Raw genomic sequence first — 23,619 nt, 5'->3', positions numbered from 1 at the left:
GTAATTAGGTTGATTAAAATTTGATATCTAAAGATACATCTTTATCAGTAACTACAAACTTTGCGTTCTCGTAACTAGGTGGTCCAAAATTCATCACATTATTAGAAGCTCCATAATCTTCTTTTGGCATTCCATTTGGTTGAAAATCCATTGTATTATTTTCATTTTTATCATGAAAACAAATAATTGCATATTCACCTTCTTCTAAATTATCGAAAGTAACTGTACTTTTACCATCCACAATTTTTGCGTTTTTTGCTTGAATTGGAGCTTTCATAAAAGTTACTTTATTATATAGAGCAAAACTTACTTTGCCAGAATCTGATGTTACATTTACAACTGTTGCTGTAATTTTTTTGTTTTGAGCTGTTATTGTTGATGAAATAAATAAAGCTGTTGCTACTAAAAGAGATACGATAAGTTTCATAATATTATTTTTTATTGATTAATTATGGTACAAAAATGCAACTGAACAACAGTTTTTAAAAGTAAAGCATACCCAACTGTATTTTTTTTAGGACGAATTGTAATTTTCCTGATGAATTAGCATATAAACGATAGATTACTACTTACAAATAATACGCTTTAACCAATTTTATGATTATTAAATTACGAAATATTTAGATATTCGATATTGAAATCTTAACGAAAATAAAGAATTGGTTAATATTTAATAAAAATTATTAAAAAGTATTATTATACTATCCTAAAATATAAAAATTACATACATTTACACCAATGATTACTACAAGAGGAAATAAAATATGTACTACAATAGCTCCCAGTTTGCGCTTGCGCAATATTCGTCGCTAAGATTTTATGTTAGCAACAAACAAATCTATTCAAGTACTTAACCTTTTTATTTTTTATCGTGAAACTTTCAAAACAACTTTATTTACAATCTCAAGTTATTCTTAACAATAACATAAATAATGTACGTCGCAGATTTCCTTTTCGCCCTTTGGGGTAGTTAATTATTTACGGAATTTAGGTGCGTCCAATTCCACATCCAAACAAAAAAAACATTTTATTAAATTAAAAACAATGCAATGGAAATTGTAATTGCAAACGAATCACATAAGGTATATGCAGAAATAATCTGCAAAACCATAGAAGATGCTGCACAAGTTAGAGGTACAGGTATTGCCAAAAGAAAACCTGAATATATTGCCGCCAAAATGGAAAATGGTAATGCAGTAATTGCTTTAGATGGAGGTATGTTTGCCGGCTTTTGTTATATAGAACAATGGGGGCATGGCAAATTTGTTGCCAATTCTGGTCTTATTGTACATCCTGATTACAGAAATATTGGTCTTGCTAAAGAAATAAAGAAAGTAATTTTTAAACACTCAAGAACCAAGTTTCCAGACGCTAAAGTATTTAGTATTACAACAGGTTTAGCTGTAATGAAACTAAATAGCGATTTAGGTTACAAACCTGTAACTTTTTCAGAATTAACAGATGATCAAAGCTTTTGGAACGGTTGCCAAACCTGTAGAAACTACGATATTTTAACTAGAACAGACAGAAAAATGTGTTTGTGTACAGGTATGTTATTCGACCCAAAAAACAACAATAAAGAAGCGTCTGTAGAAGTTAAAGAAAACGTTTTTAAAAAATTAAAAGACATGAAACAAAACTTGTTTCTTAAAAAGAATAAAAAATAATACAATGAAAAAATTAGTAATTGCATATAGTGGTGGTTTAGATACTTCTTATTGTGCTGTAAGTTTATCTAAAGAATATGATGTACATGCTGTAAGTGTAAATACAGGAGGTTTTACATCCGAAGAAATTAAACATATAGAAAGTAATGCTTACAAAATGGGCGTTACAACTTATAAAAATATCGATGCTGTTGCCACTTTTTACAATAAAGTAGTTAAGTATTTAATTTTTGGTAATGTTTTAAAAAATGCCACTTACCCACTTTCTGTAAGTGCAGAAAGAATTATTCAGGCCATAGAAATTATTGAATATGCTAAAAGCATAGATGCAGAATATATTGCGCACGGAAGTACTGGTGCAGGAAATGATCAAGTGCGTTTTGATATGATTTTTCAAACTTTAGCGCCAGGAATTAAAATTATTACGCCAATTAGAGATCAAAAGTTAGCAAGACAAGAAGAAATAGATTACCTAAAATCTGAAGGGATTGATATGAATTGGGAAAAATCTAAATATTCTGTAAACAAAGGTCTTTGGGGAACAAGTGTTGGTGGAGTTGAAACTCTAAAATCAGAAAAACCTTTACCAAGTGAAGCTTATCCTTCTCAATTAGAAAAAGAAGGTGAAGAAAAAGTTACATTAACTTTTAAAAATGGTGAGTTTGTTGCTTTAAACGGACAAGAAAATGCTCCTGAAGTTAATATTGAAAACTTAAATAATATTGCTTCTAAATTTGCAATTGGTAGAGATATTCATGTAGGTGATACAATTGTTGGTACAAAAGGTAGAGTTGGTTTTGAAGCTGCAGCTGCTTTAATTACAGTAAAAGCTCATCATTTGTTAGAGAAACACACACTAACTAAATGGCAATTACAACACAAAGAATATTTATCTAGTTTTTACGGAATGCATTTGCACGAAGGTCAATATTTAGATCCTGTAATGAGAGATACAGAAGCATTTTTACAAAGTTCTCAAAAAATGGTATCTGGTAATGTGGTAGTTTCTTTAAAACCTTATCATTTTTCTTTGGATGGAATTGTATCTGACCACGATTTAATGTCGAGTGCTTTTAGTACTTATGGAGAAGAGAATAAAGCTTGGACAGCAGATGATGCCAAAGGATTTATTAAGATTTTAGGAAATCAAAATAAAATATATCAACAAGTAAATAAGTAATATCTCCTGCAAGGTTTCAAAAACCTTGTAGGCATACAAGTTAAGGATACCTACAAGGTCAAAAAAAAGACCTTGCAGGATGAAAATAAAACTTTCAAAATGAAAAAATTAGAGGTAGGAATTATTGGTGGTGCCGGCTATACAGCAGGAGAATTAATTAGATTATTATTAAATCATCCAGAAACAAATATCAATTTTGTGTACAGTACATCTAATGCTGGCAACAAATTGTATAAAGTTCATCAAGATTTAATTGGTTCTACAGAAATCAGTTTTACCAGTGATATTAATCCTGATGTTGATGTTTTATTTTTATGTTTAGGTCATGGAAATTCAACTGCCTTTTTACAAAAAAACACGTTTTCTGATAACACAAAAATTATCGATTTAAGTAACGATTTTAGATTACTTGCTGATAAAAATTTCGAAGGCAAAGATTTTGTTTACGGTTTACCAGAATTAAAGAAAGCCGATATTATATCAGCAAAATACATTGCAAATCCGGGTTGTTTTGCAACTGCTTTACAATTGGCAATTTTACCATTAGCTGCAAACGGATTATTAAAAAATGATGTCCATATAAATGCAGTAACTGGTGCAACTGGAGCAGGAACATCTTTATCTGCAACTACACATTTTACGTGGAGAGATAATAACTTTTCGCATTATAAAGCCTTTAATCATCAACATTTAGGAGAAATAAATCAGACTGTAAATCAATTACAAAGTGATTTTAATTCAGAAATTAACTTTATGCCAAATAGAGGTGATTTTTCTAGAGGAATTTTTGCAACAACCTATACTAAATTTGATGGAACATTTGAAGAAGCAACAGCAATGTATAAAGAATATTACAAAGATGCAGCTTTTACCTTTGTTGTTGATCAAAGTATATTTTTAAAGCAAGTGGTAAACACAAACAAATGTTTGGTACAATTAGAAAAACACGGTAATAAATTACTAATAACAAGTACAATAGATAATTTATTAAAAGGTGCTTCTGGGCAAGCCATTCAGAATATGAATTTAATGTATGGTTTTGAAGAAACTTTAGGATTAAATATTAAAGCAAATTATTTTTAAAATTTCCTTGAAAGGTTTCTAAAACCTTGGTAGTATATTCAAGAATAAAATAATACTTACAAAATCAACAAAAAGACTTTGTAGGATAATAAAAAAATTATGAAAGTAGCAATTATTGGAGCAGGTAGTTTAGGGCAATCTATAGCAAAAGGATTGTTAAAAAGTAAAGCTGTAGAAACTTTATATTTAACAAAACGAAACATAGATTCTTTAAACGATTTTAATGTTTATAATGAGGTAATTTTAACTTCGGATAATAAAAAAGCAGTTAAAAACGCAGATGTATTAATATTTGCTGTACAACCAAGACATTTTGATAGAATTCTAGAAAACATAAAACCTCTTATAACAGAAAATCACGTTATAATTTCGGTTATTACTGGTTTTTCTATTGATAAAATTGAAGCGATTGTTGGTCATAATAAAAATATTATTCGTTCAATGCCAAATACAGCAGCATCTGTTGGGCAGTCTATGACTTGTATTTCTGCTAATACAAAAGGAAAAGAAAAAGTATCAATTGCCAAAACTATTTTTAACAGTTTAGGTACTTCTTTAGAAATTCCTGAAGAACAACTACAAGCTGCAACTGTTATTTGTGCAAGTGGTATCGCTTTTTGGATGCGTTTAATTCGTGCCACAACTCAAGGTGCAATTCAGCTAGGTTTTGAGCCAGATGAAGCCCACAAATTGGCAATGCAAACCTGTTTTGGAGCAGCTACTTTATTAAAAGAATCTGGTAAACATCCAGAAGCAGAAATAGACAGAGTAACTACTCCTGGAGGTTGTACTATAGAAGGTTTAAACGAAATGGAACACCAAGGTTTAAGTTCTTCTTTAATAAAAGGAATTAACGCATCTTTCGAAAAGATTAATCAAATAAAAAAATAAAACTATGCCACTATTTAATGTTTATCCTCTCTATGATGTAACACCTGTTTCAGGAAAAGGAGTTTATGTTTATGATGAAAAATACACAGAATATCTAGATTTGTATGGTGGGCATGCAGTAATATCTATTGGTCATGCACATCCTAAATATGTAGAAGCTGTTAGAAGTCAGGTAGAAAAATTGGGCTTTTATTCTAATGCAATTCAAAACCCGTTACAAACCCAATTAGCAAATAAACTAGAAACACTTTCTGGCTGTAAAGATTACCAATTATTTTTGTGTAATTCTGGTGCAGAAGCCAATGAAAACGCTTTAAAATTAGCTTCTTTTAAAACCGAAAAAAGTAGAGTTATTGCTTTTAAAAATGGTTTTCACGGACGTACTTCTGCTGCTGTTGCTGCAACTGATAATAAAAACATTATTGCACCAATTAACGCACAACAAAAAGTTACAATTTTAGATTTAAATGATATTGATGCCGTAAAAACTGAGCTAGAAAAAGGGGATGTTTGTGCTGTTATTGTTGAGTTTATTCAAGGTGTTGGTGGTTTAGATGAAGCAACTGCAGAGTTTTTTGAACAAGTTGATGTTTTATGCAAAATAAATAATACACTATTTATTGCTGATGAAGTACAGTCTGGTTATGGTAGATCTGGAAAATTCTTTGCTTTTCAGCATTATAATGTAACTCCAGATATTATTTCTATTGCAAAAGGAATGGGAAATGGTTTTCCTATTGGCGGAATTTTAATTCACCCTTCTATCGAAGCTAAATTCGGTATGTTAGGGACTACTTTTGGAGGTAATCATTTGGCTTGTGCTGCAGGTTTATCAGTATTAGAAGTTATCGAAGAACAAGAACTAATAAACAATGTAAATGAAATTTCTTGTTACTTTTTAAAGTTGGCAAAAACGATTCCTCAAATCAAAAAAATAAAAGGAAAAGGTTTAATGTTAGGTTTAGAATTTGATTTTGAAGTTGGTGAGTTACGTAAAAAATTAATTTACGATTATCAAATTTTTACTGGTGGTGCAATGAATAAAAAACTATTAAGAATTTTACCACCTTTAACCGTAAAAAAAGACCATATCAATCAATTTTTTGAAGCTTTAGTTGATGCTTTGGATGAAAATTAACTAAACAATTATGGTAACAGACTAAGTTTATCAAAGTCTATTATAAGTAAAAAACAAAATGAATACACTATTATCCATAGAAACTAGAAATGCTGTTTTGCTAACAATGGCAACACTTTTAGAAGAAAACAGAGCAGCAATTATTAACATCAACAAAAAAGATTTAGAAGCTTATAAAGGTGATGATATTTCTATGTTCGATCGTTTAAAAGCGGATGATGCTAAGGTTGATGAAATGATAAAAGCAGCTAAACATTTGGCTTCTCAAGCAGATCCTGTTGGTGTAGAACGTTTTAGTTTTAAACACGATAATGGAATGCAAGTTTATAATAAAACTGCATCTTTTGGTACAGTTTTAATCATTTACGAATCTAGACCAGATGTTACTGTAGAAGCTGCAGGTATTGCTTTTAAATCAGGAAATAAAATACTTTTAAAAGGTGGAAAAGAATCTTTACATTCTAACTTAAAAATTGTAGAACTTTGGCATAAAGCTTTAAAACAGCACAATGCTGCTACTGATTGGGTAGAATATTTACAATTTAACAGAACAGAAACTCAAGCTTTTTTAGAAAAACCAACGCAAAAAGTTGATTTAATTGTTCCAAGAGGTGGAGAACGCTTAATTGCTTTTGTAAAACAACACGCAACTTGTCCTGTTATTATAAGTGGACGAGGAAATAATTTTGTGTACGTTTCTAAAAATGCTGATTTAGACATTGCTATTGACATCATTTTAAACGGAAAATCAAAAATTTCTGCTTGTAATGCTGTTGATAAAGTTTTAATTGACGAAAATTTACCACATAAAAAAGAGTTCATCAATCAATTGATATCAAAATTAAATGATGCTAAAATTACTGTTTTAGGTGATGCAATTGTGGCTAAAAATCATCAATTAGAACAAATTTCATCCAACGAAGTTTGGTACGAAGAGTTTTTAGATTACAAAATTGTAATTGGAGAAATTGCATCCAATGAAGCTGCCATTTCTATGATTAATAAATACGCTGGAGGTCATTCTGCTGCCATCATCAGCAAAAATGAAAACGAAGCAAAATTATTTATGGAAAACGTAGATACTGCTGCTGTTTATCATAATGCTTCCACGCGTTTTACAGATGGTGGTCAATTGGGTTTAGGTGGAGAATTGGCTATTAGTACAGATAAATTACATCAAAGAGGACCAATTGGATTACAACATTTGGTAACCAATAAATGGTATGTACATGGAAATGGACAAATAAGATAGTATGAAAAAGAAACGTATTTTACTAAAAATTGGTTCGAATACTCTAACCAAAGAAACCAATAATATATCTAGAGGAAAAATTGAAGATTTGGCAAATCAAATTGCAAAATTGAAAGATTCTTGCGAGTTTATTATTGTAAGCTCTGGTGCAATTGCAGTGGCTAAACAGTTTGTAAAATTAGAAAGTAAACAAGAAGAAGTCTTTGTAAAACAGGCATTGGCTTCTATTGGTCAGCCTCATTTAATCAGAATTTATCAAGAGATTTTTAGAGAATATGGTTTGTTGAGTTCTCAATGCCTTCTCTCCTATTCAGATTTTGAAAAACAAGAAAGCAAAACCAATATTGTAAATACCATTAATGTTTTGGTAAACAATAATTACATTCCTATCATCAACGAAAATGATACTGTTGCTACTGATGAAATTAAATTTGGTGATAATGATAAATTAGCAGCTTTAACGGCTACTTTATTAGACGTAGACTTATTGATTATCGCTACAAATACAAATGGTATTTACACCAAAAAATCTTTCAAAAACAATGCTCCAGAAACTATTTTAGAGGTTGATAATTTTGAGGATTTAAGAAAAGAAGTTGTTAGTTCTAAATCAACTCACGGAAGTGGAGGAATGGAATCTAAAATTGAAGCTGCTTCTTTAACAAAAAAAGAAAATATAGAAACGTGGATTGTAAACGGCTTAGAAGATGATTTTATTACAAATGCATTCGAAAATAAAGTTCCGTTTACAAAAATAAAATAAAGTAATTGATGTAATTCTTGTAAAATAAGAATCACATCAATAAAAATAGAATAAAATGAAACATTACACATCCATTAACGACATAGAAAACATCAATTCTTGGATTGATGAAGCTAAAGAAATTAAAGCAAATCCGCTTGCAAACAAAGAATTAGGTAAAAACAAAACCTTAGGTTTGTTATTTTTTAATTCTAGTTTACGTACGCGTTTAAGTACACAAAAAGCAGCGTTAAATTTAGGAATGGATCCTATTGTAATGAATGTTTCTGGGGATGCTTGGGGAATTGAATTTGGAGATGGAACCATAATGAATGGTAATACTGCAGAACATATTAAAGAGGCTGCAGCTGTGGTTTCTCAATATTGCGATATTATTGCAGTTAGGGCCTTCCCGAGTTTAACAGACAAAGAAAAAGACGAATCTGAGCAAATTTTAAACTCTTTTGTAAAATTTGCTTCTGTGCCAGTTGTAAGCATGGAAAGTGCTACTGGTCACCCTTTACAAGGCTTAACAGATGCTATAACCATTGCAGAAAACTCAACAAAAAAGAAACCTAAAGTGGTGTTAAGTTGGGCGCCTCATGTTAAAGCTTTGCCACACGCAGTTGCCAATAGTTTTACACAGGCTATGCAAAAAATGGATGTTGAGTTTGTAATTGCAAATCCTGAAGGATATAATTTAAATCCAGAAATTACAAAAGACACACCTATTATTCACAATCAAGAAGAAGCTTTTAAAGATGCTGATTTTGTGTATACTAAAAACTGGAGTTCTTACGAAAATTATGGTCAAAATTTAGAAGTTGATGCAAATTGGACTATCACAAAAGATAAAATTGGTGATGCTAAATTTATGCATTGTTTACCTGTTAGAAGAAATGTTGTTGTTGAAGATGCAGTTTTAGATTCTGATAGTTCTTTGGTTATAGAACAAGCAAATAACAGAACGTATGCTGCGCAATTGGTGTTAAAGAAAATATTAGAAGATTTATAACAGCTCTTAGCATTTAGCTTTTAGCATTTCGCTGCTAATGGCTAACAGCTAAAAGCCAACAGCTAAAAAATGGAAAAACTATCAATCATAAAAATAGGTGGAAATATTATTGAAGATGAAACTTCTTTAAATGCTTTTCTAAAACTATTTTCTAACCTTGAAGGACATAAAATTTTAGTTCATGGAGGTGGAAAACGAGCAACTCACATTGCATCAAAATTAGGTATTAAATCTAAAATGATAAATGGCAGACGTATTACTGATGCTGAAACTTTAGAAGTAATCACGATGGTGTATGGAGGTTTAGTCAATAAAAATGTAGTGGCTAAATTACAAGCTTTACAAGTAGATGCCATTGGTTTAACTGGTGCAGACATCAACAGTATAAAATCAGACAAAAGACCTGTAAAAGATATTGATTTTGGTTTTGTAGGCGATGTAAAAAAAGTGGCTTCTAATTCTATTGATAAATTAATTCAAGCTGATTTTACTCCTGTTTTTTGTGCCATTACTCACGATGGAAATGGACAATTATTAAATACAAATGCAGACACAATTGCAAGTACCATTGGTGTTGGAATGAGTGATATTTATGAGACATCAATATACTATTGCTTTGAATTAAATGGTGTTTTACAAGATTTTTCTGATAAAAATTCAGTGATTAAAAACATCAACACAAATTCTTATAAAGAATTATTAGATGCTAAAATTATTACAGACGGAATGATTCCTAAAATAGACAATTGTTTTGATGCGCTTAACAATGGCGTACAAAAAGTTCATATTGGTAATACAGCAATGCTAACAAAAGAAAACGATAATTTTACAACAATTACATTATAATGATGACTATTGAAAAATTAACAGAAAAAGCAATTTCACTTTTAAAAAGTTTAATTGAAACCCAATCTTTTTCAACGGAAGAAGACAAAACTGCGGCCTTAATTGAAGCTTGGTTTATAGAATTTGAAATTCCGTTTAAAAGAACTAAAAATAACGTTTGGGCAACCAACAAGCATTTTGATGAAAGCAAACCAACTTTATTATTAAACTCGCATCACGATACTGTAAAACCTAATTCTGCATATACAAATGACCCTTTAAAAGCATTTGTAGAAGATGGTAAATTATTTGGTTTAGGTTCTAACGATGCAGGTGGATGTTTGGTATCTTTAATTGCAACTTTCACCAATTTTTATGCTCAAGAAAACTTGAAATACAATCTGGTAATTGTAGCTTCTGCAGAAGAAGAAAATAGCGGACCAAATGGATTGAATAGTATGTTACCAATAATTCCAAAAATTGATGTTGCCATTGTTGGTGAACCAACTTTAATGAATTTAGCGGTTGCAGAAAAAGGATTGGTAGTTTTTGATGCAGTTGTAAAAGGGACTCCAAGTCACGCTGCACATCCAAATGACAACAACTCAATTTATAATACCATTGAAGTTTTACAGTGGTTCAAAGATTTTAAATTTGAGAAATCTTCTGAAGCTTTGGGTGATGTAAAAATGACAGTTACTCAAATAAATGCAGGTAAACAGCACAATGTTGTTCCTGCTCACGTAGATTTGGTTGTTGATGTTCGTGTTAATGATGCCTATTCGAATCAAGAAATTGCAACAATTTTACAAGAACAATCTCCTTGTACAGAAATAATTCCTAGAAGTTTACGATTAAATTCATCTTCTATTTCTACTGATCACGATTTGGTAAAAGCAGGAATAGCAATGGGAAGAGAAACTTATGGTTCTCCTACCCTTTCTGATCAATCTGTATTGAGTTGCCAATCTTTAAAATTAGGCCCTGGAGATAGCACTCGTTCTCATTCTGCAAACGAATTTATATATTTGGCAGAAATTGAAGAAGGAATACAGATTTATGTGGAGTTGTTAAACACAGTGATCGTTAAAAAAATGTCTCCTCGAGCGCAGTCGAGAGGTTAATTATATAAAATTACTTAGGTTTCGACTGCGCTCAACCTGACATTAAAAAATAAAAAATATGAAACTTTGGGATAAAGGATTTTCAATAGATAAACAAATAGAAAACTTTACAGTGGGTAATGATAGAGAAATTGACATTCATATTGCAAAATATGATGTTCAAGCTTCTTTAGCACACGCAATAATGCTAGAATCTATTGGAATTATTTCTGCTGATGAATTAGCGGACTTAAAAAAAGGTTTAGAAGAATTAGCTGCTGACATCGAAAACGGAACTTTTGTTATTGAACCTTCTTTTGAAGATGTACATTCTAAAATTGAGTGGGAATTGACCAATAAATTAGGAGAAGTTGGTAAAAAAATTCATACTGCTCGTTCTAGAAACGATCAAGTTTTAGTGGCTTTACAACTGTATTATAAAGAAAATTTAGCGATTGTTAATGATAAAGTAAAATCACTTTTTGAAACTTTATTAAACCTTGCAGAAACTCACAAAGATTCATTATTACCTGGTTATACACATTTGCAAGTGGCAATGCCATCATCTTTTGGTTTGTGGTTTTCTGCTTATGCTGAATTACTAATTGATGATGTTTATGTATTAAATGCAATTTCTAAAGTTGTAGACCAAAATCCTTTAGGATCTGCAGCTGGTTATGGTTCTTCTTTTCCTATTGATAGAGAATTAACTACGGCAGCATTAGATTTTGCAACCTTAAAATACAATGTAGTTGCTGCCCAATTAAGTAGAGGAAAAAGCGAACGCTCAATTGCTGCAGCTTTAGGAGGTTTGTGTAACACAATGGCTCGTTTTGCTATGGATGTTTGTTTATATATGAGTCAGAATTTTGGGTTTATCACTTTTCCTGATGAATTAACAACAGGAAGTAGCATTATGCCACACAAAAAAAATCCTGATGTTTTTGAGTTAATCCGTGGAAAATGTAATAAAATTCAGGCTTTACATTCAGAAATGTTATTAATAACAAACAATTTACCAACTGGTTATCACAGAGATTTTCAGTTATTAAAAGAAAATATTATTGCTGCTTTTGAAGATGTAAAGGATATTTTAGACATTTTTAATTACTCAATTCAGCAAGTAATTGTAAAAGACATCGATTTAAATGATGAAAAATATCAATATTTATTTACGGTAGATTCTATCAATAATTTAGTGGTAGAAGGAATGTCTTTTAGAGAAGCTTATCAACAAATTGGTGGTCAAGTACAAGCAGGAACTTACAAGCCAGATTTAGGAAAACAACATACACACGTTGGTAGTATTCATAATTTATCCTTAGAAAAAATTAAGGATAAATTTCCAAAATAACATCCATTTAAAAAATCAACAAAAATAAAAAAAATCCTAGTCTACATAATGTAAACTAGGATTTTTTTATTTCTGACTTTTATCAACTTTAAAAATAAAAATTGAAACCAAAACTAGCACTAAAAGCATCGTTTAAACCCACTTCTTTAGAGGTTATCGTGTACCACAAATAAGTTTCTACAGTACCAACTTCTGCATAAAAATCTAAACCACTAAAAACATTTTTTTTCTTAAAGTCTTTATGAATTAATCCGCCTGCAAATAGTGTAAAATGAAATGCATTTGGCACATAATAACCTTCTGGATAAATTTCTGGTAATGTTGTAAAACTGTTTGTACCTATTTGATAAGATGTTGTAATACCAGCTATAGGTGTAATAGTTAAATTGTTTCCTATTTTCTTTCTATAAATAGGAAAAGTATTTTTAATTGTAATTAAATGAATTCGATCTGTTTTAGAAACCACTTCTGGCACATAACCATATAACAATTCTGAATACAATACTTTATTAAATATCTGATAACCTGCACCAAGTGATACAAAACCTATATTACCTGCAAATTGAACTTTTACGTAATCTGGTACATACCAAGCATTTTTTTTATCTAAATTGTCATCTTGCCCATATGTTTTTGAAAAAATGAAGAAGAACAGTACTAATATGTATATGTTTTTATTTTTCATTCTAATTATAATTCTATAAGTTCTACATTAAAATCTTTATCCTGAATTTGAACTGTTGCATAAACAGGATCTTTTAATGATGGTACAATTAAATAATCTACATCACCTTCTTCATAAAAATAGCTGTGCGTATGCCCGTGTAATGAAAGCGAAACATTATTATCTTCCATTAAACCTTGGTAAGTTTCTCTCATTTCTGGCGTTAAATCTCTACTTACATAAGTTGGTATGTGAGCAAAAGCAAAAACTTGATTATAATTTGCATGATCACTTAAATCATCTGCTAACCAATCAAAATCTGGATCTTTATTGCTTTCCCAAATAATATCATCAAAAAGTACAAATTTATTGTTGTTAAATACAAAAGAATAATTAAAATCCCCAAACATTCTACTATAAATTAGACTACCTTCTGAATTATAATCATGGTTACCAATAACAGTAAAATACGGTTTGTTTAGATTTTTCATAATATCATAAAAAATCTCAAATTCTTTTAACAATGCTTGATCTGCAATATCACCACCAAAAACTACAAATAAAACATCATCTCTTTTATTAATATCTTCTATAACCGTTCTTAAATTATTATAAGAATAATGTACATCTGTAACAAAAGCAAATTTAAAATCTTGTTCAGTTATGGTTATATGTTTTAATAGTTCTAAATTTTTGGATGTAGTATTTTTTTGTTCCGATTTAACATCAGCAGAATACACACTGTATTCAAAAAGATTATCGCAAGTAGTTAGTGTAACCGCTACTGCAATAAATAGTAGTTTTCTAATAAATTTCATTAAATTATAACTTTAATTATCTGTGATTAATTTGTTTTGAAAATAGTAGTCGTTATTTAATTACAACCTTACAACTTTTCTTATTTTTTTATAAAAAATTCTTAGCTAAATTCTGATGTAAATTAAATGCAAAATTGCTTAAAAAATGTTAAAAAAATTGAATTTTATTCACTAAAACTCACTTTAATTTTAAAATTTTATATTTGCAAACTGATTTTTAAAAATATTAGAATAGATGTTTTGGTACCATGATGATGTAGTACGTTTGGAAAATGAAATTGAAGGGTTAGAATATAAGCCAAAAATGGTTTTTTATGGTAGTTCTACATTTACTTTATGGAACGATTTAACAACAGTTTTTAAGGATTACAATCCTATAAATTTAGGTTTTGGAGGTTCTACTCTAGCCGCTTGTACTTGGTATTTTGATCGTGTTTTTAAAAATATAGAAGATATAGATTCCATAGTAATTTACGCTGGTGATAATGATTTAGGTGATGGTAGACACCCGGAAGAAGTATATTTATATTTAGAAAATTTAATAGCAAAAATTAGAGCTAAATATGGCAATATAGAATGTGCTGTAATTTCTATAAAACCTAGTATTGCTCGTTTTCATTTGTTAAGTAGTATTCGTTATACAAATACAATTGTTAAAAACTTAACAACTAAAGATGATAATTTACACTTTATAGATATCTATAATAAATTCTTGGACCAAAATGGAAATCCCGATACTATATTTTTCGAAGCAGATGGATTACATTTTAATGCTTTAGGTTACGAATTGATAGTAAACACTTTAAAAACTAATTCAGAAATATTTCCTCAGAAAATTCTTGAAGAAATATAGTTTAGGAACTATCTTTACCACAAAAAATTCTTTATGGAAAGAGAATATCATAAGTGGTTTAGTCCTAATCTTGAAAAAGAGATGGAATTATTAGTCTTTGGGCATTCAGGTGCCAAAGTACTTTTTTTCCCTCCTAGAATGGGTCGTTTTTATGATTATGAAAACTGGAGAGTTATTAAATCTTTAGAAGATAAAATTAATAATGGCGATCTCCAAATCTTCTGTGTAGATAGTGTTGATTTAGAATCTTTTTACAATAGTTTTTCTCATCCAGGATATCGTATTTATAGACATATTCAATATGAAAAATATGTACTTGAAGAAGTTTTACCACTTGCCAATTTAATTAACAACAACCCCAATATTATTTCTGCTGGCTGCAGTTTAGGTGCTTATCATGCTGTGAATGTTGCTATGCGTCATCCACATTTATTTTGTAAAGTATTAGGTATGAGTGGTCGTTACGATTTAACTAAATCTAAAGGCTATTTTAGAGATTTATTAAGTGGTTTTCATAATGATTTCGTTTATTTTAATATGCCAAATCAATATTTAAAAAATCTTGATGATATTAGTCTAATTGAGCAATTAGACAAAATGGATATTATTTTAACCATTGGTAAAGAAGATTCTTTTCTTGAAAGCAATTATACTTTATCTAATATCCTTAATGAAAAAGGCATCTCACATCAATTATTTGAGTGGGATGATGAAGCTCATAAAGCCAGATATTGGAGAGAAATGGTAAAAATATACCTATAGTAATTCGTTTCTGTCTTTTTCATATTTTTACTTGTGATAAAATAAAATTAAATGTAATTTTCCATAAACTTACAGATTAAATTATGAGAAAATTATTTACACTTCTTTTTTTATTACTAATGATGAATACTAGCTTTTCTCAATCTAAAATTATTAATCTTTGGGATACAATACCCAACACTAAACCTACTGAAGAACAAGAGACCACTACAATAGACGGAATTAAAAGAATTGCTTTAGTTAAAGAACCAACTTTAGAAGTTTTTTTACCTGCTAAAAAAAATATCTCTGACAAAGCTGTTATTATTTGTCCTGGAGGTGGCTATCGAATTTTATCTTATGATTGGGAAGGTACAGATGTTGCCAAATGGTTTAACAGCAAAGGAATTACAGCTTTTGTTTTAAAATCTAGATTACCAACTTCTAAATCTTTAATTGTTCGTCATGAAGCACCTTTGCAAGATGCTCAAAGAGCCATAAGGTTGGTAAGAAATAATGCTGAAGAATGGGGAATACATCCTGATAAAATAGGAATTATGGGCTTTTCTGCGGGTGGACATTTAGCAGCTAGTTTAGGCACTTTATTTAGTGAGTCTAACAATTTTAAAGAACAACCTTTAGATACAATCTCTGCAAAGCCTAATTTTATGATGCTGATTTACCCTGTTATTTCTATGCAGGACAAATACACGCACAAAGGTTCTCAAAATAATTTATTAGGTACAAACGCTAGCGAAACTTTAAAAACTAAATATTCTAATGAGTTACAAGTTACCAAAAATACACCACCCACTTTTTTAGTGCATTCTGCTGATGATAAGGCAGTACCTGTAGCAAATAGTTTAGAATTTTATAAAGCTTTAAATGATAAAGGCATTAAAGCTGAAATGCATATTTATCCAACAGGAGGCCATGGCTATTCTTTTGCTATTGGCAAAGGAAGATTAGCAACATGGCCAGATAGATTGTATGAATGGTTACAAAGTTTGTAACATCAACTAAATTTTAAGGATTTGTAGACCATAAAGAAGCGCCTTTTAACATAGCTCTTCTTGGTAATTTTAAACCCGCTAAAATTAATTCTGCAAAATCTTCAGGTTGTAAAACGTGATCTGAACCTTTTTCTAACATTCCTAAATCGATGGTTAAATCAGATTCTATGGTACTTGGTGTTAATGTATTTACTCTAATATTGAGCTTGCGAACTTCTTTCATTAAAGATTCTGATAAACCTATTACTGCAAATTTAGAAGCACTATAAGCAGAAATATTTGCATTTCCGTTTAAACCTGCTGTAGAAGATACATTAATAATATCACCTTCGTTTTTCTCAATTAAATGTGGTAAAACCTCTTTGGTAACATAATACATCCCCATAACATTGGTTTGTATAATTTTGCTCCAAGTTGCAACTTCCATATCCATAAAAGAACCTATTGCTGCAATACCTGCATTATTTACCAAAATATCTACACCTCCTAAAGTGTCTATAATCGTTTTAATATTAGTTTTTACATCATCATAATCACCTACATCAAAAGCAGCGTAAGTTGCCTTAACTCCGTAAGTTTCCAATTCAGCTACAGTTTCTTTTAAAACACTTTCTGTTCTACCAGTAATTGCAACATCAATTCCTTCTTTTGCAAATGCTATAGCAGTTGCTTTTCCTAAACCTTTACTACCACCAGTAATTATCGCTTTTTTACTTTTTAAAGTACTCATATCTTTTTATTTTAATTTTATTTTGTCCAATAATCCAAAACTAAAACATCTGAAATAATTGGACCTATTTTTTTTACCATTTTTTGATGTTCTTTATGAAAAAGATATACCTCTCTAGCATTTTCATCATTAAAAGTTAAGGTAAAACAATGTGTTAATCCTTTTGTATGGCCTTCTGTACTATCATTTAAACCCCATTCTAAATCTACAATTTCAGGAATTTTATTTTTAAGATCTACAAAAGCTTTTACAGCATCGTTAACTTGTTTTTCAGTAGCATCCTCTTTATATTTTAGATTTACCATATGTCTTAAAACCTTACCTTTTCTATTGATTTTAGCATCAACTTTATAAGTCGCTATTTTTTGTAAACCCCAATTAAAAGCACCTGCAATTAAGAAATTTTGTCCATTAATTTGATGCGCTCTTAATCCGTAATAAATTTCAAAACCGGTTTCTAAATAATTTATCGGACTTAAAACACCTGCTTCTGATAATTTTAATAATTGAATACTTGCGTCATTTCTAGTACCTACAGCCAAAACTGCTTCGTTGTTTTCTACAGAAACTACTTCTATTCTAGTTTGACCAATCAGTTTTGTTTTTTCATCATCCTTTAAAACAAAATGCGGAACTAATGCACCTTTTTTATCAACCTTAAAAATACTTACAGCATCTCCATGATATAGAAAATCTGTTTTTTTAATGAATCCTTTTCTTTTGTAATATTTATGATGTCTGTGCCCAACAATTACATATTTATTATCGCCTAAACCTACTCCAGTTACAGGATAAGCACCTGTTAAATAACGATCTGTATCATTATCACTAATATTATTGATGTTTTTAAACTTACCATTATCGTAAATCCTAAAACTACTTACCCCATTATCTTGAAAACCACCTGTGTATAAAAAAGTTTTTCCATTAATTTTGTGTGTAAACATTCCAATAATTCCATCTGTGTGAATTTTATCGTTGTCTTTCATAGACTTTACGTGGGTTAACTTACCATCATTATGAATTTTAAAACTACTTAACCCAGGGTTTTCTTCTAAACCGCCAATAAACAAGTAAGCATCATTTTTCATATGTACAACTTGCAAAGTAATTGCAGTTCCTAAATGCGTATCCTCTGTGTCTTCTACCAAAGAAACTCGCTCTAAACTTCCATTTTCTAGAATTTTAAAAGTTTCAATTACGTTACCAAATTTATTAGCCACAAAAAGAAAATCTGTACCATTAATATTGTCTGCAACCATACCTCTTGCTGGTCCCTTTTTCATATGCAATTCGTGATTGCTAATTGGGGTTAAAATTCCTTTTTCGTCTAATTGATAAACATCAATATCTCCTATTCCACCTGCAAAAATGTAATGTGCTCCATTTTTTACATAACTAGTAACAGAAACCGTATTTTTACCTGCAGTATTTTTAAAATCTTGTCTGTACAACATTAAATTATCTGTATTTTGCGATAATAAAACTTGCGATAAAAACAAGACAAATACTAGAAAATATGTTTTGATATAATTCATTATTTTATTTTTATATTTTATTAGATGATTGATTCTGCTCCAAAAATTGCAATTGCTCTATCTTGATCTATTGTACCACCACTAACACCAATTGCACCAATAATTTTTCCATTTTTATTTTTGATAGGATAGCCACCAGGAAAAGTTATTAAACCTCCATTAGAATGTTCAATATTATAAATAATTCCACCAGGTTGTGTTAATTCGCCTAATTTTCCTGTATCTATATCAAAATATCTAGCTGTTTTTGCTTTTTTAATGGCAACATCTATACTCCCTAAAAAAGATTCATCCATTCTAATAAATGCTTTTAAATTGGCACCAGCATCAACAACAGCAATATTTACTAAAACATTAGTTTCTTCTGCTTTTTTCTTTGCTGCTAACAATACTTTTAAAGCATCTTCATGCGAAATATCGTTTGTAATCTGTGTAAAAGCAGTGTTTGAAATCAGTATTAAAATTACGGTAAAAATTGCAATTTTTAATTTTTTTAAAAGGTTCATAATTCAATTGTAGGTTTCAATTACAAAAATTAAAAAATCTATTGATTAAATTGTTGAACAAGTTCAACTTGAAAAAGATTTCTATTTTAAATTTTTTTCTTAAACTTTTCTATCAGAAAAACATTACCAAAAAGCATAGTGAATGCGTAACCAATATCTTCTATTGGTATGGTTAAAAGTCGAATACCTAAATTTTCTGCATTATTGTACCAAACTACAGGTTCTTCTATGCCTGTACCTGTCAGAATTCCGTTTACAATAAAAAAAGGAACTAAGATTATTAAGAAAGCGATGTAAAATCTTTGTAAATATTTTAATCCGAAGAAAAAACCTATCAGCAAAACAAATTCTAAAAATAGATAATTTACAAATGTGTAAGCTTTATCTGTATTCATAAAAATTACCGGAACTAAAATTACCATAAAAAAAAGTGTAATTCCTTTTGTAATTTTTTCAGATATTAATAAATCAGGTTTAAAATAAGCTAAAGAATAATGAATAAAAATACTTGCATAAGGAATGCAAAAAAAGAAAAGCCATTCTTCTATCGGCATTCCAAAGAGTAATAAATTAATGTGATAATCAGGATTAAAACCCCAAACTCCGTTTGCAGTAAAAATAGCATCCCAAATTAAAAAAATGGTTGCTACTATGGTTAATGATAAGAAAACTGCTTTCCAATGTTTTATGAATCGCATATTTTTTTCGAAAGAATATGCAAAAGGAATACTAAAAGATCCAAGATTTAAAAGCAGGTATAAAAACACTAAGCTTTAGGTTTTTTAAAATATTTAAATGGCACAAACAACATTCCAAAACATTGGCTGTCTTCTTTTCCCATATTTTTATGATGAATTTTATGTGCTTTTCTTAATCCTTTTAAATATCTGTTATTTGTTCTTTTAAACCATTTAAAACGTTGATGGATTAAAACATCATGAACTAAAAAATAGGCAATTCCGTAAAATAAAATTCCTAAACCTATAAAAAACAAATAAGTGTGAGCTGTATATGTACCAAAATAAAATAAAGCCATACTTGGTATTGCAAAAACAATAAAAAAGGCATCATTTTTTTCAAATACATGAGGATAACCAGGTTCATGATGATCTTCATGTAAAAACCAACCAAAGCCGTGCATTACATATTTATGAGTACACCAAGTTATGCCTTCCATCAATAAAAAAACTCCTAAAGTGATTAAAACAAACATTTTTAAATAATATTCAATTTATATTTTACATAACTCCTAGCCAACAAATTTATTTTCATTGGGTCTGAAATACGGATTCTTGTATCCATAATTTTTTCTGAAGGTACTGCTTTTAATTTCTTTAGTAACCTTCTGTAATACCTATAAGCCATATAAACTCCGAATTTTGCTTCTACAGGTAATTTTAAAATTCCGTTTGTATATGCATAATCAAAATCGGCCTCTATTTCATCGATAATAATTTGTTTAGAAATGGCATTTAACTGCCCTAAATCTACATTCGGAAAATACGAACGATTTAAAACCTCGTAATCATCTTTTAAATCTCGTAAGAAATTTACTTTTTGAAAAGCAGAACCCAAACGCATTGCTGCATCTTTTAAATTTTCGTATTGATCTTCATTACCATCAACAAAAACTTTTAAACACATTAAACCTACAACATCTGCAGAACCATAAATATATTCATCGTACTCTGCTTTTGTTTGGTATTGTGTTTTATGTAAATCTGCTTTCATACTTTTTAAGAAAGCTTGAACCATTTCATCAGGGATATTATACCTTTTTACAGTTTGCTGAAAAGAATTTAAAATCGGATTTAAACTAATACCTTGTTCTTTTGCCATATAATAATCGCGCTCAAAATGCGCCATTAATTCTTCTTTATTGTAATTATGGAAGGTATCTACAATTTCATCAGCAAAACGTACAAAACCGTAAATATTATAAATATCTACCCTAATTTTGGGCGATAACATATTTACAGCTAAAGAAAATGAAGTACTATAACTTTTGGTAACAATTTTACTGCATTTGTTAGAAACGTTGTCGAATAATTCTTTCATTTTACTGTTGATTTTTGATGATTAAGTCTGATGCTATTTTTCCTGATATTAATGCAGGAGGTACACCTGGACCTGGCACAGTTAACTGTCCTGTAAAATACAAATTTTTTACTTTACTACTTTTAATTTTTGGCCTTAAAAATGCAGTTTGTAATAATGTATTTGCCATACCATAAGCATTACCTTTATATGAGTTGTATTCTTTCTCGAAATCTTTTACACAAAAAGACCTATTAAACAATACGTGTTTTTTAACTTCTTGGTTTGTTAATTGCTCAAATCTGTCCATTATTTTATGAAAATACGCTTCTCTTAATTCTTCTGTATCTTTTATACCCGGTGCTAAAGGAATTAAGAAAAAGCCGGCTTCTTTACCTTCTGGTGCAGAAGTTTTATCTGTCATCGAAGTAAAATTGGCATAAAATAAAGGATTTGTAGGCCATTTTGGATTGTCGTAAATTTCTTCTGCATGTGCATCAAAATCAGAATCAAAAAATAATGTATGATGACTTGCATTTTTTATTTTCTTATCAAAACCAACATAAAATAATAATGAAGAGGGTGCAAATGTTTTTTTAGACCAATAAGATTCTGAATATTGTCTTAAATTAGTATCTAATAATGTTTCTGTATGATGATAATCTGCACCACTTAACACCAAATTTGTATCAACCTGTTTTCCGTTAACCAATAATCCTTTTACCTTTTTTTGATCATCAACCAAAATCTTTTCTACGTTTGCATTCAACTCAAAATGAACACCTAAACTCCTAGCTAAGGTTACCATTCCTTCAATAACTTTGTACATCCCTCCTCTTGGGTGCCAAGTTCCTAAACCAAAATCTGCATAATTCATAAAATTATAGAATGCTGGAGTATTGCTTGGTTTTGCCCCTAAAAATAAAACTGGGAATTCTAAAATTTGAATTAACTTTTTATTTTTTATATTCTTTCTAACTTGTTTTCTAATGGTAGAAAAAAACTGAGTTACTCTTGCAATTGTAGTTGTATTTACTAGTTCTAAAGGCGAAACTCCAGGTTTATAGACTAAATCTTTTATAGCAGTATTGTAATTTGCTTTGGCAGAATCTAAAAAACTTTTTAAATGTTTACTACTTCCTCTTTCTTCTTTTTCGAACAAATCATAAATTTCTTCTAAACGATCAGAAATTGTTATGGAATCGTTTTTACCAAAATATACTTCGTAACCCGGACTTAACTTATCTAAGGTGTAATAATCTGAAGGCTTTTTACCAAAATCAGCAAAAAAACGTTCAAAAACATCTGGCATCCAATACCAAGAAGGACCTAAATCGAAAGTAAAACCATCCTTTTTATATTGTCTTGCTCTACCACCTAATGTATTATTTTTTTCTAAAACCTTTACATTATAACCTTGTTTTGCCAAATAACAAGAAGCCGCTAAAGCAGAAAAACCAGAACCTATAATATGTACACTTTTATCCATTTAAATAATTTGTTCAACAAATATAGCAATTTACTAAACAATATTAATGGAAGAAATAAAAATTATAAGACCTTTAACAAATCTGATATTGAATAGTGTAATTGGATATTATCTATTAATTGTAGATGTTTTACTTTATCTACCTTTCTACCAACAGCAATAAATTGATTTTTGGTATCTTTCATAACCTCTTCTATCTGATTAAAATAGCCCTCTATTTTATCGTCATAAGGCTGAATTGTAAAGGATGATATAAAACAAACTTCACGCTCACTTTCTAAGAAATAATTTAGATTATTTAAAGGTAAACTCTGCCCTAAGTATATTGTGTGATGCCCTCTAAGTACTAATTCGTAATTTAAATACAATAAACCTAATTCGTGTATTTCATTTTCTGGCAAAAACAACACATAAGTTTTATTGGTGTTGCTAATACTGTATTGTAATTTTTCTGTATTCGTCTGAATTTTTTGTGCAATTAAATTTGATATAAAATGTTCGTGAGCTGGCAATAAAGTTTCGGTTTGCCACAATAAACCAATGTGGTCTAAAAACGGAATGAAAATATCTTTAAAGATTTCTCTAAACGTTTTTTTATGCAAAAGCTTGTTGTACGTATTATTAAATAGAATTTTATCAAACTGAAACATAGCTACTTTTAAAGCATTTATGGCTTCATCATTTATAGCAATATTAAAGGCTAATTCTCTAGATTTTGTAGTAATATCATCTTCTGACATTGCTGCAATTTTAGAAATCTTAAAATTATTTTTGTTTAATAAAACAATATTTAAAAGCTTAGTTAAGTTCTCTGGAGAATAATATCTTATGTTGGTATCTGTTCTTTTTGGTTGCAATAAATTGTAACGCTTTTCCCAAATTCTTATGGTATGCGCTTTTATTCCTGAAATATTTTCAAGGTCTTTAATAGTAAAATCTTGTTTAATATTGTTCAATTTAATTTGTATTTTATTCAACAA

General features: G+C 29.6%; 25 protein-coding genes. 14 read left to right on the top strand and 11 right to left on the bottom strand.

Annotated features, from left to right (window positions below):
• Positions 1-13: 13 nt before the first annotated feature.
• The gene (locus tag BW723_RS12645; RefSeq protein ID WP_068360475.1) at positions 14-427 is read right to left on the bottom strand and encodes a DUF2141 domain-containing protein; all 414 of its coding nucleotides are present in this window, start codon (positions 425-427) and stop codon (positions 14-16) included.
• Between the two features lie 622 nt (positions 428-1,049).
• Here BW723_RS12645 and BW723_RS12640 point away from each other — a divergent pair.
• From BW723_RS12640 to argH, 11 genes are all read left to right on the top strand, one after another.
• Positions 1,050-1,667 carry a GNAT family N-acetyltransferase gene (locus BW723_RS12640; protein ID WP_068360478.1) on the top strand — a complete coding sequence of 206 codons (618 nt, stop codon included), beginning with the start codon at positions 1,050-1,052 and terminating at the stop codon, positions 1,665-1,667.
• Positions 1,668-1,671: 4 nt separating this feature from the next.
• Complete coding sequence (locus BW723_RS12635; protein WP_068360481.1) at positions 1,672-2,847, top strand: argininosuccinate synthase; 1,176 nt, start codon at positions 1,672-1,674, stop codon at positions 2,845-2,847.
• A 99-nt stretch (positions 2,848-2,946) separates the two neighbouring features.
• The gene (argC, locus tag BW723_RS12630) at positions 2,947-3,930 is read left to right on the top strand and encodes an N-acetyl-gamma-glutamyl-phosphate reductase (RefSeq protein ID WP_068360484.1); all 984 of its coding nucleotides are present in this window, start codon (positions 2,947-2,949) and stop codon (positions 3,928-3,930) included.
• Between the two features lie 99 nt (positions 3,931-4,029).
• Positions 4,030-4,821: a pyrroline-5-carboxylate reductase gene (proC, locus tag BW723_RS12625; RefSeq protein WP_068360487.1), complete on the top strand. Its 792-nt coding sequence runs from the start codon at positions 4,030-4,032 to the stop codon at positions 4,819-4,821.
• A 4-nt stretch (positions 4,822-4,825) separates the two neighbouring features.
• The gene (locus BW723_RS12620; protein ID WP_068360490.1) at positions 4,826-5,959 is read left to right on the top strand and encodes an aspartate aminotransferase family protein; all 1,134 of its coding nucleotides are present in this window, start codon (positions 4,826-4,828) and stop codon (positions 5,957-5,959) included.
• Positions 5,960-6,017: 58 nt separating this feature from the next.
• Positions 6,018-7,211: a glutamate-5-semialdehyde dehydrogenase gene (locus BW723_RS12615; RefSeq protein ID WP_068360494.1), complete on the top strand. Its 1,194-nt coding sequence runs from the start codon at positions 6,018-6,020 to the stop codon at positions 7,209-7,211.
• A 1-nt stretch (position 7,212) separates the two neighbouring features.
• Positions 7,213-7,974, top strand: coding sequence for a glutamate 5-kinase (gene proB, locus BW723_RS12610; RefSeq protein WP_068360497.1), 762 nt, complete (start codon positions 7,213-7,215; stop codon positions 7,972-7,974).
• A gap of 55 nt (positions 7,975-8,029) precedes the next feature.
• Positions 8,030-8,968 carry an N-acetylornithine carbamoyltransferase gene (locus BW723_RS12605; protein ID WP_068360500.1) on the top strand — a complete coding sequence of 313 codons (939 nt, stop codon included), beginning with the start codon at positions 8,030-8,032 and terminating at the stop codon, positions 8,966-8,968.
• 69 nt (positions 8,969-9,037) lie between these two features.
• Positions 9,038-9,814 carry an acetylglutamate kinase gene (argB, locus tag BW723_RS12600; RefSeq protein ID WP_068360503.1) on the top strand — a complete coding sequence of 259 codons (777 nt, stop codon included), beginning with the start codon at positions 9,038-9,040 and terminating at the stop codon, positions 9,812-9,814.
• 2 nt (positions 9,815-9,816) lie between these two features.
• Positions 9,817-10,917 carry a M20 family metallo-hydrolase gene (locus tag BW723_RS12595; protein WP_068360506.1) on the top strand — a complete coding sequence of 367 codons (1,101 nt, stop codon included), beginning with the start codon at positions 9,817-9,819 and terminating at the stop codon, positions 10,915-10,917.
• A 58-nt stretch (positions 10,918-10,975) separates the two neighbouring features.
• Positions 10,976-12,250 (top strand): argininosuccinate lyase, encoded by a 1,275-nt coding sequence (gene argH / locus BW723_RS12590; RefSeq protein WP_068360508.1) that lies wholly within the window; start codon positions 10,976-10,978, stop codon positions 12,248-12,250.
• A gap of 88 nt (positions 12,251-12,338) precedes the next feature.
• On the opposite strand, the gene BW723_RS12585 is transcribed toward argH, so the two are convergent.
• Both BW723_RS12585 and BW723_RS12580 read right to left on the bottom strand, forming a co-directional pair.
• Positions 12,339-12,935 (bottom strand): hypothetical protein, encoded by a 597-nt coding sequence (locus BW723_RS12585; RefSeq protein WP_068360511.1) that lies wholly within the window; start codon positions 12,933-12,935, stop codon positions 12,339-12,341.
• A gap of 5 nt (positions 12,936-12,940) precedes the next feature.
• Positions 12,941-13,732, bottom strand: a complete 792-nt coding sequence (locus tag BW723_RS12580; RefSeq protein WP_068360512.1) for a metallophosphoesterase family protein — start codon at positions 13,730-13,732, stop codon at positions 12,941-12,943.
• Positions 13,733-13,967: 235 nt separating this feature from the next.
• Between BW723_RS12580 and BW723_RS12575 the strand changes: the two genes are divergently transcribed.
• From BW723_RS12575 to BW723_RS12565, 3 genes are all read left to right on the top strand, one after another.
• Positions 13,968-14,585, top strand: coding sequence for a GDSL-type esterase/lipase family protein (locus BW723_RS12575; RefSeq protein WP_068360515.1), 618 nt, complete (start codon positions 13,968-13,970; stop codon positions 14,583-14,585).
• Positions 14,586-14,618: 33 nt separating this feature from the next.
• Positions 14,619-15,347: an esterase family protein gene (locus BW723_RS12570; RefSeq protein ID WP_068360519.1), complete on the top strand. Its 729-nt coding sequence runs from the start codon at positions 14,619-14,621 to the stop codon at positions 15,345-15,347.
• Positions 15,348-15,430: 83 nt separating this feature from the next.
• On the top strand, positions 15,431-16,339 hold the full coding sequence (locus BW723_RS12565; RefSeq protein WP_068360521.1) for an alpha/beta hydrolase: 909 nt from the start codon (positions 15,431-15,433) through the stop codon (positions 16,337-16,339).
• A gap of 13 nt (positions 16,340-16,352) precedes the next feature.
• On the opposite strand, the gene BW723_RS12560 is transcribed toward BW723_RS12565, so the two are convergent.
• The 8 genes from BW723_RS12560 to BW723_RS12525 form a co-directional block, all read right to left on the bottom strand.
• Positions 16,353-17,069, bottom strand: a complete 717-nt coding sequence (locus tag BW723_RS12560) for a 3-ketoacyl-ACP reductase (protein WP_068360525.1) — start codon at positions 17,067-17,069, stop codon at positions 16,353-16,355.
• A 17-nt stretch (positions 17,070-17,086) separates the two neighbouring features.
• Positions 17,087-18,607 (bottom strand): Dabb family protein, encoded by a 1,521-nt coding sequence (locus tag BW723_RS17635; protein ID WP_083139743.1) that lies wholly within the window; start codon positions 18,605-18,607, stop codon positions 17,087-17,089.
• Between the two features lie 20 nt (positions 18,608-18,627).
• Positions 18,628-19,113 carry a GlcG/HbpS family heme-binding protein gene (locus BW723_RS12550; protein ID WP_068360528.1) on the bottom strand — a complete coding sequence of 162 codons (486 nt, stop codon included), beginning with the start codon at positions 19,111-19,113 and terminating at the stop codon, positions 18,628-18,630.
• Between the two features lie 86 nt (positions 19,114-19,199).
• A complete protein-coding gene (locus BW723_RS12545; protein WP_068360531.1) occupies positions 19,200-19,880 on the bottom strand; it encodes a lycopene cyclase domain-containing protein in 681 nt (226 codons plus the stop codon).
• The gene (locus BW723_RS12540) at positions 19,880-20,326 is read right to left on the bottom strand and encodes a sterol desaturase family protein (protein ID WP_068360535.1); all 447 of its coding nucleotides are present in this window, start codon (positions 20,324-20,326) and stop codon (positions 19,880-19,882) included. The genes BW723_RS12545 and BW723_RS12540 overlap by 1 nt, the downstream gene beginning before the upstream one ends.
• 2 nt (positions 20,327-20,328) lie before the next feature.
• Positions 20,329-21,171, bottom strand: a complete 843-nt coding sequence (locus tag BW723_RS12535; protein ID WP_068360538.1) for a phytoene/squalene synthase family protein — start codon at positions 21,169-21,171, stop codon at positions 20,329-20,331.
• 1 nt (position 21,172) lies between these two features.
• Positions 21,173-22,639: a phytoene desaturase family protein gene (locus BW723_RS12530; protein WP_068360541.1), complete on the bottom strand. Its 1,467-nt coding sequence runs from the start codon at positions 22,637-22,639 to the stop codon at positions 21,173-21,175.
• Between the two features lie 62 nt (positions 22,640-22,701).
• Positions 22,702-23,595, bottom strand: coding sequence for a MerR family transcriptional regulator (locus BW723_RS12525; protein ID WP_226789261.1), 894 nt, complete (start codon positions 23,593-23,595; stop codon positions 22,702-22,704).
• Between the last annotated feature and the right edge of the window lie 24 nt (positions 23,596-23,619).

The organism is Polaribacter reichenbachii (assembly GCF_001975665.1).
Lineage (GTDB): Bacteria > Bacteroidota > Bacteroidia > Flavobacteriales > Flavobacteriaceae > Polaribacter > Polaribacter reichenbachii.
This window is presented reverse-complemented; position numbering and strand designations above follow the sequence as displayed.